Raw genomic sequence first — 12,837 nt, 5'->3', positions numbered from 1 at the left:
CGCGTCGACAAGCGAACGGCCTGGCGACATCCTTCCACGCCTGGAGAAGGACGCAACGGGAAATTCGGTTCCCGTGCTTAACCGCCACACCCCAGCTGGTTGAATTATTCCCTGCAAGATCAGCGCCTAGGCTTGATGGACACGGTGACCGCAACCATCGAGTCGTCGCGGTGGTCCCACCCCATCAGGGTGTTGGCCGCCTTCACCTTGCGCCGCATCCAGGCCAGGGACGCCTGGACAGACCCCTTGCGCCAGCCAACTCCGGCCTGGATATCGTTGATCAGGGCGCTGGAGGCGTCTGTTGAAAGGCCACGATTGGTCCAGTCTCCGTTGGTGCGCTGGAGGTTCAGGCCGACGGCGCGGCCGCTGGCGGCGGCGAACAGGTACCAGCGGCCCTGGTCGCCGAATCGCGCCCCGTCGCTGACCCCCAGATTGCTGGCCCAGCCCTGCGCCTTCTTGCGCAGGCGGACCATGGCGCCGGCCTCGGCCTCGCCCCCGGCGTTGGAGATGCCGACCCCGGCGTGGGGGGTGACGTCCAGGTCAAACTGGCCGGCGTCCACGGCCAGGAGGTTCGGCCAGCCGCGGGTGTAGCTGACCTCATAGGCGGCGTTGTCCACGGCCGCGGTCTGCCCCGGCCGAGGCGGCAGGGCGCCGGGCGTGCGGGCGATCTGGCCCACGGACACCCGCAGGGCATCGATCGCCCCCTGGGCCGGCCGCGCGAACGCCACCTCGCTGACCTTCCAGCGGGCGACGCCCTGGCCGGGCACATAGGTCTCGCCGGCGAGCGCATTGGTGCGATCCAGCGGCGTGCCGGTATAGGCCGGCTGGCGGAAGGCGGGTTCGAGGCCCGCCTGGACCGTCGGCCGGTCCACGGTGGCGAGCGCCGGGGCCGGCGCGCTGAAATCGGCGGCGACGGCGTCGGTCTTGGCGAAGACGGCGGTCCTCAGGTCCTGCCAGCTCTCCTGGAAGACCTGATCGCCCGGAGACGTTTCGACCTTCGGCGCGGGGAAGACGGCGGCGCCGAGCGCGGCGGTGGTCGCCGCACACCCGATCGCCACGGCCGTCACGCTCAAGAACCGCATACCCACCCCAGGCGCCGCGCCGTCAATTCATTAACGATAACGCAGTGAGCCGAGTTTGACGCCAGGGTTCTACTGGCAGGCGAGGCACTCATCGTAGTCTGTCTTTTCGACGGGCCCCATATCGACCATGACCAGCCCCTCGCCACCGGCGTGGGCGGCGCGCTGAACCGACTTGGAACGCATGTAGTAGAGCGACTTGCAGCCGCGTTCCCAGGCCTGCCAGTGCAGCATGTGCAGGTCCCACTTATCCACGTCGCCAGCCAGGAAGATGTTCACCGACTGCGACTGGCAGATATCCGGCGTGCGGTCGGCGGCCAGTTCCACCACCCAGCGCTGGTCCAGCTCGAAGGCGGTCTTGTAGACGTCCTTGTCGTCGGCCGAGAGGCAGTCCAGGTGCTGGACCGAGCCCTCGTTCTCCAGGATCGAGTCCCAGATGGCCGCGGTGTTCTGGCCCTTTTCCTCGAGCAGACGCTCCAGGTAGGGGTTCTTCACCGCGAACGAGCCCGACAGGGTCTTGTGGGTGTAGATATTGGCCGGGATCGGCTCGATGCCGGCGCTGGTGCCGCCGCAGATGATCGAGATCGAGGCCGTGGGCGCGATGGCCAGCTTGTGGCTGAAGCGCTCCATGACGCCCATGTCGGCGGCGTCCGGGCACGGGCCGCGCTCGGCGGCGAGCGTGCGGGAGGCGGCGTCGCACTGGCGGCGCAGGTGCTTGAAAAGACGCATGTTCCAGGATTTGGCCAGCGCGCTTTCGAAGGGCACGTTTTGGGCCTGGAGCAGGGTGTGGAAGCCCATGAGGCCGAGACCCACCGAACGCTCGCGGGTGGCGGCGTAGACGGCGTTCTTCATCTCCGGCGGGGCGCGGTTGATGAAGTCCTGCAGCACGTTGTCGAGGAAGCGCATGACGTCCTCGATGAAGGTCGGGTGGTCACGCCATTCCAGGAACTTCTCGGCGTTGACCGAGGAGAGGCAGCAGACCGCCGTGCGGTCATTGCCCAGGTGATCGACGCCGGTGTGCAGCATGATCTCCGAGCACAGGTTCGACTGGCGGACCTTCAGGCCCAGGTCGCGCTGATGCTGCGGCATGGAGCGGTTCACGGTGTCGGAGAAGATCAAGTAGGGCTCGCCGGTCTGCAGGCGGATCTCCAGGATCTTCTGCCAAAGGCTGCGCGCGTCGACTTCTTTGACCACCTCGCCGGTCTTGGGCGAGCGTAGGCCGAACATCTCGCCGTCGCGCACGCATTCCATGAAGGCGTCGCTGATGGAGATGCCGTGGTGCAGGTTCAGGGACTTGCGGTTGAAGTCGCCCGAAGGCTTCCGGATTTCCAGGAACTCCTCGATCTCCGGGTGGTGGATGTCCAGGTACACCGCCGCCGAGCCGCGGCGCAGGGAGCCCTGGCTGATGGCCAGGGTGAGCGAGTCCATCACGCGGATGAAGGGGATGATGCCGCTGGTCTGGCCCGCGCCCTTCACCTTCTCGCCGATGGAACGGACGCCGCCCCAGTAGGTGCCGATGCCGCCGCCGTTGGAGGCGAGCGCCACATTCTCGTTCCAGACGCTCTGGATGCCGTCCAGCGAATCACCGACCGCGTTCAGGAAGCAGGAGATCGGCAGGCCGCGATCGGCGCCGCCATTGGAGAGCACCGGGGTCGAGGGCATGAACCAGAGGTTCGAGATATAGTCATAGACCCGCTGGGCGTGGTCGGCGTCGTCGGCATAGGCCGTGGCGACGCGGGCGAACATGTCCTGGTAGCTCTCGCCCTGCAGCAGGTAGCGGTCTTCAAGGGTGGTCTTGCCGAAGTCGGTCAGCAGGGCGTCCCGCGACCGGTCCACCTCCACCTTGCGGACCAGCTGCAGCTGCGGTCGATCGGCCCGTTCCGGGGCCGCCGCGCTGGCTTCCGAGACCGTCCGCAATACCGCTTCGCTGCTGCTCATGTTCCAAAATCCATAACTATCAGGCGCTTCGGTCTTAGAACCGCCCCAACACGGCAAGCCCTACATCTAGTGGTCGCCTGCCCCAAGACACGCAGCATATGGGGGCTGATGCTAATGACTCGTCAACGGGGGGAATGGACGCGTCCCCAGGCTTTTTCGTTAACGAGGTCTTAACGTGGCTTGCTGGGTCCTGATCAGCAAGGCTTTCCGGAGCCGTGGGTAGGGTGGGCTCACGACAGTGTGACAAATGATCCCGCCTGCCGCGCGAGCAGTTTCTCCTTGCACCCAAACAGCCCTCGACCTATCCCCACGCCGTCACTGGGGAGTAGCCGCCTGCGGTTCCAGCAGGGGACGCGTCAACAGACTTGCGACGGGTTTTCCCACCCCGAGCATGGCGCGTCCGGCGATTGAGCTTGGCGAGACCTTTGGCTTTCGTGTGCCGTCCTTTTGCGGGGTCGGCGGCGCGGAAAGCCATTGGTTGTGCCCGACCCCGCCCCGGACGCCTATCCCATGGAAGCCTTCCTCGTTTCGACCGGCCTCGTGGCCATCGCCGAAATCGGCGACAAGACTCAGCTGCTGGCCATTCTGCTGGCCGCGCGGTTCCGCAAGCCCCTCCCCATCCTGCTGGGGATCTTCGTGGCCACCATCGCCAACCACGCCCTGGCCGCCAGCATCGGCTCGGTGGCCGGATCCTTCTTCGACGGTCCGTGGATGAAGTGGGTCCTAGGCCTGGCCTTCATCGCCTTCGCCGGATGGGCGCTGATTCCCGACACCTTCGAGGACAAGGACGCCCCGCGGGAGCGGGCCGGCGCCTCGATCTTCTGGACCACCGTGGTGGCCTTCTTCTTCGTGGAGATGGGCGACAAGACCCAGGTGGCCACCGTGGCCCTGGGGGCGCGGTTCCATGAGGTGGCCATCGTGGCCGCGGGCACCACCTTCGGGATGATGCTGGCCAATACGCCGGCGGTGTTCCTGGGCGACGTGGCGGCCACCAAGCTGCCGCTGAAGGCCATCCGCATCGCCGCGGCGGCCTCCTTCGCCGCCATCGGCCTGTGGATCCTGATCTGGGGCTAACTCCGGACCAGAGGCCAGAACAGGGCGATCAGCGGCGTCCCCACCACCAGCACCAGCAGAGTCAACGGCGCCCCCAGCCGAGGATAGTCGCTGAACCTGTAGCCGCCCGGACCCATCACCAGGGTGTTGCACTGGTGGCCGATGGGGGTGAGGAAGTCGCAGGCCGCGCCGACCGCGACCGCCATCAGGAAGGGGTCGGGGTTTAGCCCCAGCTTCAGGGCCAGGGCCGCCCCCACCGGGGCCACGATCAGCACGGTGGCGGCGTTGTTCAGGAACGGCGTGGCGGCCATGGCCACCGCCATGATGGCGGCCAGGGCCAGCAGGGGCGCCTGACCCTGGAAGACCGCCGAGAGCCAGCCGCCGATCAGGTCGGCGCCGCCCGTGGTCTGAATGGCCTCCGACACCGGGATCAGGGCGGCGATCAGCACCAGGACCGGGCCGTCGAGGGCGGCATAGGCCTCGCGCATGCGGATCGAGCCGATGGCGATCATCACCACGGCGGCCCCGAAGAAGGCGATGGCTACCGGGACCACCTGGAACGCCACCAGCACCATGGCCGCGGCCAGGATGATCGCCGGGGCGAGCGCATGTCGGATGCCCCCCAGCCGCACCTCCCGCTCCGCCAGCGGCAGCAGACCCAGCGCCTTCAGCGCGCCCGGCAGGCTGCGCTCGCCGCCCTGAAGGACGATCACGTCCCCGGCCCGCAGACGCACTCGGTTGAGGTGCTGGTTCAGGCGGAAGCCTGAGCGGCTGACCGCCAGCAGGTTCACGCCGTGCTGGCCGTGCAGATCCGAGCGCAGGGCGGTCTCGCCGATCAGCCCCGATTCGGCGCCCACCACGGCCTCCACCACCCGCACCTCCTCGGTCGGCGCCTCCATGGAAAGCGGCTTGTCGGCGCGGGTGAGCCGCAGCTTGGCCCGGGTGATCAGGTCGTCCAGGCCGTGGGGCTCGCCCTCCAGCAGCAGGGTGTCGCCGGGCAGAATCCTGGTGTTGGGGTGGGGCTGGGCCTTGCGCCTGCCGTCCCGCAGCAGGGCCATGACCCGCACCTCGTCGTGGGCCATGTGGTGGAAGTCGGCGACGCGGTTCTTCTCATACGCCCAGTCATCGGGGACCTGGACCTCGGTGAAATAGGCGTTGGCCGCCAAGGCGGCATCGATGTTGGCCGCCGGCGTGCGGCCCTTGGGCAGCATGCGGTAGGCGAAGGACAGGAACAGCACCCCCAGCGCCGCCAGCCCCAGGCCGACGGGCGCGTAGTCGTACATGCCGAAGGGCTTGCCCAGGATCTCCTCGCGGACCTGGGAGACGATGATGTTGGGCGCCGTCCCCACCAGGGTCACGAGGCCCCCCAGCAGGGCGCCGAAGGACATGGGCATCAGCAGGCGGCCAGGCGAGGTCCCGGTGCGCCGCGCCACCTGCAGGGCGACGGGCATCATGATGGCCAGGGCGCCGACGTTCTTGGTGGCGGTCGACAGCAGGGTGACGGCGGCGGTGAGCACCGGGACCTGACTGCGCTCGGTCTTCAGATGCGGCAGCAGAGGCCGCAGCAGGGCCTCGATGATCCCGGACCTGGCGAAGGCCGCGCTTACCACCAGCGCGCTGGCGATGATCACGGTGATGTCGTTGGAGAAGCCGTCAAAGGCGTTCTTGGCGGGCACCACCCCCAGCAGCACGCCGGCCAGCAGCGAGACCAGGGCGATCAGGTCATAGCGGAACCGGCCCCAGACGAACGCCCCGATGGTCACGGCGATCAGCCCGAAGGCCAGGGCCTGTTGATGCGTCATCCCGTTCCCCCAGCCCTCAGGCTCGGGCGGGAAACGCGCGTCAGGGGTTGAGGTTCAGCAGCGCCGGGTCACCGCCCTGGGCGGCGATATTGACGCTGACCGCCCGCTCCACCGCATAGCGCAGCAGGGCGTTGGGGCCGCCGGCCTTGGGCCCGGTCCCCGACAGCCCCTCGCCGCCGAAGGGCTGGACGCCCACCACGGCGCCGATCATCGAACGGTTCACATAGGTGTTGCCGGCCGGAACGGCGGCGCGGACCTGGTCGGCGAAGCCCTCGATACGGCTGTGGATTCCGAGGGTCAGGCCGTAGCCGGCGGCGGCCAGGGGACCGGCGGCCTCGTCCAGCCTGGCGGCGTCGTAGCGGACGACGTGCAGGACCGGCCCGAACACCTCCTTCTGCAGGAAGGCCGAGGACGGGATCTCCGCCAGGGTTGGGGCGAAGAACACACCGGTGTCGGGCGCCGTCATCCGGCGCAACACCTTGGCCTCGGTGGTCAAGCGCGCCAGGTGCGCCTCCAGCACGGCCCGCGCGTCCTCATCGATCACCGGGCCGATGTCCGTATGCGGATCGGCGGGGTCCCCCAGCACCAGAGCGTCCATGGCCCCGGCCAGGCCCTCGATCAGCTGGTCGGCGGTTTCGCGCGGGGCGAACAGGATGCGCAGGGCCGAGCAGCGCTGGCCGGCCGATCCGAAGGCGGAGTTGATGACGTCGTCGATCACCTGCTCACGCAGGGCGGTGGTGTCGACGAACATGGCGTTCAGCCCGCCGGTCTCGGCGATGAAGGGCACGATGGGGCCGGGCCGGGCCGCCAGCGTCCGGTTGATCGCCCAGGCGGTGTCGGTGCCACCGGTGAAGGCCACGCCCGCGCAGGCGGCGTGCGCCACGATGGCCGCCCCCACCACCGCGCCGTCGCCGGGCAGCAGATGGAGCACATCGGCGGGCAGGCCAGCCTGATGGAAAAGCCGGACGGCCTCGGCGGCGATCAGCGGGGTCTGCTCGGCGGGCTTGGCCACCACCGCATTGCCGGCGGCGAGCGCCGCGGCGATCTGGCCGGTGAAAATAGCCAACGGGAAGTTCCACGGACTGATGCAGGCGAAGACCCCCCTTCCGTGCAGGGAAAGCTGATTCACCTCCCCGACGGGACCTTTGAGGGTTTCCGGCCCCGAAAACTGGCGCTCGGCCAGGTGGGCGTAGTAGCGGCAGAAGTCGGCGGCCTCGCGCACCTCGGCGGCGCCGTCGGCATAGGTCTTGCCGGCCTCCACCGTGCAGATGGCGATCATCCGGTCGCGGTGGGCCTCAAGGGCATCGGCCATGGCGCGCAGGATCAGGGCGCGGCCGTGACCGCCCCGGGCGTCCCAGGCGGGTTGCGCCGCCTTGCCCGCGGCGAAGGCCTGGCCGATGTCCCACGCGCTCGCGTCCCAGGCCTGGCCGATGGTCTGCTTGCGGGCGCCCGGCGAAAGGCGCGGCGTGCTGGCGCCGGTCCCGGTCTCCTTGGCCGCCACGATCGGGCGGCTGGTGAGGAAATCGAGGTCGGCGACAGCGGCGGTCAGGCGCTCGCGATCGGCGGCGATGGAGAGATCCACCCCGGTCGAGTTCTTGCGCGCCGAGCCGTAGAGGTCGACAGGCAGCGGAATGCGCGGGTGGGGCGCGCCGCCGGCGGCCTCCACGGCGGCGATGGGATCGCCGACGACCAGGGCCACCGGGGTCTTCTCGTCCAGCAGGGCGTGGACGAAGGAGGTGTTGGCGCCGTTCTCCAGCAGGCGGCGGACCAGATAGGGCAGCAGGTCTTCGTGCCCGCCCACAGGCGCGTAGACCCGCAGCTTCATGGGACCGTAGCGGTCCACGGCCCCGGCATAGAGGGCTTCGCCCATGCCGTGCAGGCGCTGGAACTCCGGCTCGACATTGGCTTGCCGGGCCATCTGGCGCACGGCGGCCAGGGTATGGGCGTTGTGCGTGGCGAACTGGGGATAGAGGGCCGGGGCGGCGGCCAGCAGCACGCGGGCGCAGGCGAGGTACGAAAGGTCGGTGGCGGCCTTGGTGGTGTAGACGGGGTAGCCCGGCAGACCGCCCACCTGGGCGCGCTTGATCTCTGAATCCCAATAGGCGCCCTTCACCAGCCGCACCATCAGCCGGCGGCCCGTCGCGCGCGCGATGTCGGCCACGGCGGCGACAGTCTGGGGCGCTCGCTTCTGATAGGCCTGAACCGCCAGACCCAGCCCTTTCCACGTTCCCAGCTCCGGTTCGCCGGCCAGGCGCTCCAGCAGCTTCAGGGAGAGGACCAGGCGGTCGGCCTCCTCAGCGTCCAGGGTCAGGTTGATATTGGCGTCGGCGGCGATCTTGGCCAGGCGCAGGATGCGCGGATAGAGGTCGGCCCAGACGCGGTCTTCCTGGCGCGCCTCATAGCGCGGCGACAGGGCCGAGAGCTTCACCGAGACGCCGTGACCGGCCTCAGGCCCCTCGCCCTTGGCGCGTTTGCCCACCACGGTGAGCGCGTCGGCATAGGCTCTCTCGTACTTGTCGGCGTCGGCGGCGGTGCGGGCCCCCTCCCCCAGCATGTCGAAGGAGCAGACAAAGCCGTCGGCGCCCGCCCGCTTGATGGCCTGGTCGATGGTCCGCCCCAGGACGAACTGTTCCCCCATGATCTTGACCGCCGCGCCCACGGCCCGGCGGATCACCGGTTCGCCCAGGCGACCGGCCAGCCGGCGGATGAAGCCCGGCAGGTCAGCGCGGGCCTCCTCGTCGGGATCGATCAGCTTGCCGGTGAGCATCAGGCTCCAGGTCGAGGCGTTGACCAGCAGGCTGTCGGATTGGCCGAGATGACTGGCCCAATCGGCCGAGGCGATCTTTTCGGCGATGAGCCGGTCGCGAGTTGCCTCATCGGGGGTGCGCAGCAGGGCCTCGGCCAGGCACATCAGGGCCAGCCCCTCGCGGGTCGACAGCGAGAACTCCTGCAGGAAGCTTTCCACGACCCCCTGCTTGGCCGCACCCTTGCGGGCGAAGGCGACCAGGGCCTCGGCCTCCTGGCGGACCTCCTCGCGATCTTCGGGACCTAGGGGGCGGCTGGCGAGCAGGGCGGCCACTGCCGTACGCTCATCAACAAATTTATCCCGATCGAGATCATCGAAAGACATGTCCGGCCCTCAAGCAGGGGTCGAAAATGCGAAATCGTTGCGGGGAATACAAGGTCGGCGCGGAAAATTGACCGCAGCCAGGTCCGCGCCCGCAATCCCCATAGCAAAAGGGCCCGGTCTTGCGACCGGGCCCCTCGCTTAGTTCGGCGAACTGCCGAGATCGAGATCTTAGAAGTTGATGTCGATCGTCGAACGGCGGTTCAGAGGTTCCTTCACGCCGTCGCCGGTGGGAACGGCGAGCATGGTTTCGCCCTTCCAATCGACTTGCAGCGAGCCGGCGCCGACGCCTTGACCGACGAGCGCGTCAGCCACGGCCTTAGCCCGACGTTCCGACAGGCGGACGTTGTAGGCCGGCGAACCGGAGGAGTCGGTGTGACCGACGACAACCACTTGGGTCGCGTGGCCGGCATTGGCGTAGTTCGCGGCTTCCGAAACCACCGTCTGGGCTTCCGGGGTCAGGACGTACTGATCGAACGGGAAGTAGACGATGAATTGCTTGGCTTCATACGCCGGCGGGGGCGGAGGAGGCGGGGGCGGGGGAGGCGGCGGGGGCGGCGGGGGCGGGGGGGGCGGCGGGGGCGGCGGCGGCGAAGCGAAGGAGTAACGCAGGCCGAGGGTCACCGACTGGTCGCGGTATTCGCCGGAGAAGACGCCGGGTTGCAGAGCGTTCGAACCGGTCGACGCGAAGTCGAGGTCCGCACCACCGAGCCAACGATAGGTCAGGTCGACGTTCAGCTTGTCGGTCGCCTGCCAGGCCAGACCGGCGATCAGCTGATACGCGAGCGACGTATCGTTGTCATCGATGGTCAGGTTCTGGATGGCGGGGTTCGCGGCGGAGATCGTACCGGTCACCGTGGAGAATTGGCCAACCGTGTCGAGCTTGACGTGGTTGATACCAACGCCGGCCCCGATGAAGGGGTTCAGCATCGCGCCAGGAGCGAAGTCATAGAGCACGTTGCCCATGACGGTCCAAGATTCGATCGAGCCGCTCGGAGCGCCGCAGTTCGGGGCCGCGACCGAGCGCAGAACGCCGGGGGTGCAGAGGCCGAGGATCGAATTGCCGGCGCCGCCGCGGACCGACTTGATGTCGCCGGGACGGTAGCCGCCTTCGAGTTCAACACGCCAATTGTCGTTCAGCTGATAGCCGAGACGCGCAAAACCAGCCCAATCCTTTTCCTGGTCGAACGTCCAGGAGTAGGGCTTGCCGTTGGCGGCGTTATTCGACGAGGTGGCCTCGATGCCTTCGGGCCAGTGGTAGCCAAGATCGATGGCGCCGTACCAGCCTTCTTGCGCGGAAGCACCGGACGCGGCGAACACCGCAGCCAGGGCGGCTCCCGCCAGGAGTTTGAATTTCATATCAGAGCCCTCTCATTGCCCTCTGCTGCGGCCTTATGACCCAGCACCTTTATAACAAGGCCGAAGCGCGGCGAAAGTGTCGCCGAAGCCACACCAACCGCCAATCTGCTACGACCCGCGAACTAGACACCAGGACGCTACACTAAACGCCTAAGCGATCAACTTAGACGCGGAGGACAAAGCCCTCCATCGAACCACTTTCGACACGCCTGGCGCACGTCGAAGTGTCGAATCTTGACATTGAACCTGGCCTCGACGCATCGACCGGTCGCCATCGGCGCCCGTCGGCGTCGGCCGAGTTCCAGACTGTTCTTGTAAAGCCGTTGAGACGTCGCAGGCAGGCTGAGACTGTGAAACAGCGTTTGTTTCGACAATCGACAACCCCCGAGAAGACATCCTTTGCCCCTATTCCACTGGCGCGCCCCTGTCGCACCGACCCCCTGAACGTCGGCCCCTATGATTGGTTCCCGACAATTTTCACAAGGCTTTCAGACGGTGAAGATGGGGCGTCTGTGTCTCTTTCAAGTCATACTGTGGCGCATATCATACTGATTGAAAAACAGGTTCGCCCAGCCGTGGAATATGACGGCGCCCAGGGCCGCCAACTCCTGACCCCATCAGACTTCGATGTTACGACGGTATCGGCGCACACGCCCGCCGAGGGCCTCGGGTCGATTGAGGGATTTTCGGAATTCATCCCGGCGCTCGTGGATCGAGGCGATGATCAGGCCCATGGGAACGCCGATCTCAACGAGCACGGCCTCGGAGAGCTGTAGCGAGGCCTCCACGGTTTCGGGCACCGCGTCGGTGGCGCCCAGTTCGTAGAGCCTCTGGGCGTGCCGGGCGTCGCGGGCGCGGGCCACGATGGTCAGGTCAGGCCGCATCTGGCGGGCGGTGGCGACGATCACCTCCACCCCCTCGGGCGCGTCCATGGTGACCACCAGGGAGGCCGCGGTCCCCAGGCCGCAGCGCCTGAGGAACTCCGGCCGTGACGCGTCGCCGTAGAAGATGGATTCACCGGCCCGGCGCGCGGCCTCCACCAGGCGCGGGTCGCGCTCTGCGGCGACCCAGGGGATGTCGTGCCGGCTGAGCATCTCGCCCACCAGCCGGCCGACCCGGCCATAACCCACCACCAGGACGCGGGCCGTCCCGCCGTCCGCCACGGGGGCCGGCTCCGGCGAGAGGCCTTCGCCCGACACCTTCCGGCCTCCGAGCTTGAGGCCGAGCGCCGCCAGCAGGGGGATGCACATCATCGAGAGGGTGGAGGCCACCAGCACCGTCTGGCCGATGGCCCGGTCGACGATCCCGTCCCCCATGGCGGCCGACAGGATGACGAAGGCGAACTCCCCGCCCCCGGCCAGCAACAGCCCGGCTTCAATGGCCGGCGGCGAGCGCAGGCCAAACAGCCGTGCCAGGCCGAAGACCACCGAGGCGTTGAGCACGATCATGCCCACCGCCATGCCCAGCACCAGCAGCGGCTGGGCGGCGAGAATGGAGAGGTCGAGGCCGATTCCCACCGACAGGAAGAATAGGCCGAGCAGCAGGCCCTTGAACGGCTCGATGGTGACCTCGACCTCGTGGCGGTACTCGGTCTCGGCCAGCAGCAGCCCCGCGATGAAGGCGCCCAGCGCCATGGAGAGGCCGGTGAGCGCGCTGACCAGCCCCGCCCCGATCACCACCAGCAGGCACGCGGCCATGAACAGCTCTTCGCTCTTGGCCCGGGCCACCGACTTGAGCATCGGGCGCAGCAGCAGGCGCCCGAACACCACCAGGCCGACGATGCCCAGCACCGCCGGCGCGAAGGCCAGGAAGATCTTGGGCGAGAAGGCCTGGTCGCCGCCGCTCCGGCCGAGGATCGTCAGGGTGATCAGGATCGGCGCCACCGCCAGGTCCTGGAACAGCAGGACGGAGAAGGTGGCGCGGCCGGCGGTGGAGTGCTGACGCTTCTGCTCGGTGAGGATCGGCATGACCACGGCGGTGGACGACAGGGCCAGGGCCGCGCCGATGGCGACCGCGGCCACCGGGTCGACCCCGAAGGTGATGGCGACGCCGGCGATGGCGGCGATGCAGAGCCCCACCTGCAGGGCGCCCATGCCGAACACATAGCGGCGCATCAGCCGCAGGCGCTCCCACGAGAGCTCCAGCCCGATCATGAACAGCAGGAAGACCACCCCGAACTCGGCGAGCTGGCCCACCTCCTGCGGATTGTCGATGGTGAAATAGCCCACCCAGGGAAAGGTGTCGCTCAGCGCGCCCAGGCCGAACGGGCCCAGGACCACGCCCGCGCCGAGGAAACCGAGGATGGGGCTGATCCGCCAGCGGCGGAACAGGGGCACGATCACGCCGGCGGTGGCGAGAAAGAGAATGACGTCTTTATACTCGCCGGGCGAAACGTGGCCTTCCATACGCTCTCCTTGTTGATGGCGGCACTATGCCCGCTGGACGGGGGCTTGCGGAACCCGCGTTCACGGCCTTATGA

At 68.1% G+C, this 12,837-nt stretch carries 7 protein-coding genes and 1 riboswitch; of the genes, 1 reads left to right on the top strand and 6 read right to left on the bottom strand.

Going from position 1 to position 12,837, the window contains the following annotated elements; translation table 11 throughout:
* Positions 1–119: 119 nt before the first annotated feature.
* Positions 120–1,067, bottom strand: coding sequence for a lipid A-modifier LpxR family protein (locus JKL49_RS02900; RefSeq protein WP_347340412.1), 948 nt, complete (start codon positions 1,065–1,067; stop codon positions 120–122).
* A gap of 84 nt (positions 1,068–1,151) precedes the next feature.
* Complete coding sequence (locus JKL49_RS02895; protein WP_215338209.1) at positions 1,152–3,017, bottom strand: ribonucleoside-diphosphate reductase subunit alpha; 1,866 nt, start codon at positions 3,015–3,017, stop codon at positions 1,152–1,154.
* 308 nt (positions 3,018–3,325) lie between these two features.
* Positions 3,326–3,511, top strand: a riboswitch (yybP-ykoY riboswitch).
* Between the two features lie 16 nt (positions 3,512–3,527).
* Here JKL49_RS02895 and JKL49_RS02890 point away from each other — a divergent pair.
* A complete protein-coding gene (locus tag JKL49_RS02890; protein WP_215342658.1) occupies positions 3,528–4,091 on the top strand; it encodes a TMEM165/GDT1 family protein in 564 nt (187 codons plus the stop codon).
* Here JKL49_RS02890 and JKL49_RS02885 read toward each other — a convergent pair.
* The 4 genes from JKL49_RS02885 to JKL49_RS02870 form a co-directional block, all read right to left on the bottom strand.
* A complete protein-coding gene (locus tag JKL49_RS02885) occupies positions 4,088–5,872 on the bottom strand; it encodes an SLC13 family permease (protein WP_215338208.1) in 1,785 nt (594 codons plus the stop codon). The genes JKL49_RS02890 and JKL49_RS02885 overlap by 4 nt on opposite strands.
* 40 nt (positions 5,873–5,912) lie before the next feature.
* Positions 5,913–9,002, bottom strand: a complete 3,090-nt coding sequence (putA, locus tag JKL49_RS02880) for a bifunctional proline dehydrogenase/L-glutamate gamma-semialdehyde dehydrogenase PutA (RefSeq protein ID WP_215338207.1) — start codon at positions 9,000–9,002, stop codon at positions 5,913–5,915.
* A 168-nt stretch (positions 9,003–9,170) separates the two neighbouring features.
* Positions 9,171–10,358 (bottom strand): OmpA family protein, encoded by a 1,188-nt coding sequence (locus JKL49_RS02875; protein ID WP_215338206.1) that lies wholly within the window; start codon positions 10,356–10,358, stop codon positions 9,171–9,173.
* Between the two features lie 617 nt (positions 10,359–10,975).
* Positions 10,976–12,763 (bottom strand): cation:proton antiporter domain-containing protein, encoded by a 1,788-nt coding sequence (locus tag JKL49_RS02870; protein ID WP_215338205.1) that lies wholly within the window; start codon positions 12,761–12,763, stop codon positions 10,976–10,978.
* Between the last annotated feature and the right edge of the window lie 74 nt (positions 12,764–12,837).

This window comes from Phenylobacterium glaciei (assembly GCF_016772415.1).
In the GTDB taxonomy this organism is placed as follows: domain Bacteria; phylum Pseudomonadota; class Alphaproteobacteria; order Caulobacterales; family Caulobacteraceae; genus Phenylobacterium; species Phenylobacterium glaciei.
Note: the sequence above shows the minus strand (reverse complement) of the source record. Positions and strands in the feature narration are given on the sequence as shown.

Coding starts and splice junctions, on each gene's coding strand:
- JKL49_RS02870 (WP_215338205.1), bottom strand. CDS start 12,763: ATGGAAGGCCACGTTTCGCCCGGCGAGTATAAAGACGTCATTCTCTTT.
- JKL49_RS02895 (WP_215338209.1), bottom strand. CDS start 3,017: ATGAGCAGCAGCGAAGCGGTATTGCGGACGGTCTCGGAAGCCAGCGCG.
- JKL49_RS02885 (WP_215338208.1), bottom strand. CDS start 5,872: ATGACGCATCAACAGGCCCTGGCCTTCGGGCTGATCGCCGTGACCATC.
- putA (WP_215338207.1), bottom strand. CDS start 9,002: ATGTCTTTCGATGATCTCGATCGGGATAAATTTGTTGATGAGCGTACG.
- JKL49_RS02875 (WP_215338206.1), bottom strand. CDS start 10,358: ATGAAATTCAAACTCCTGGCGGGAGCCGCCCTGGCTGCGGTGTTCGCC.
- JKL49_RS02890 (WP_215342658.1), top strand. CDS start 3,528: ATGGAAGCCTTCCTCGTTTCGACCGGCCTCGTGGCCATCGCCGAAATC.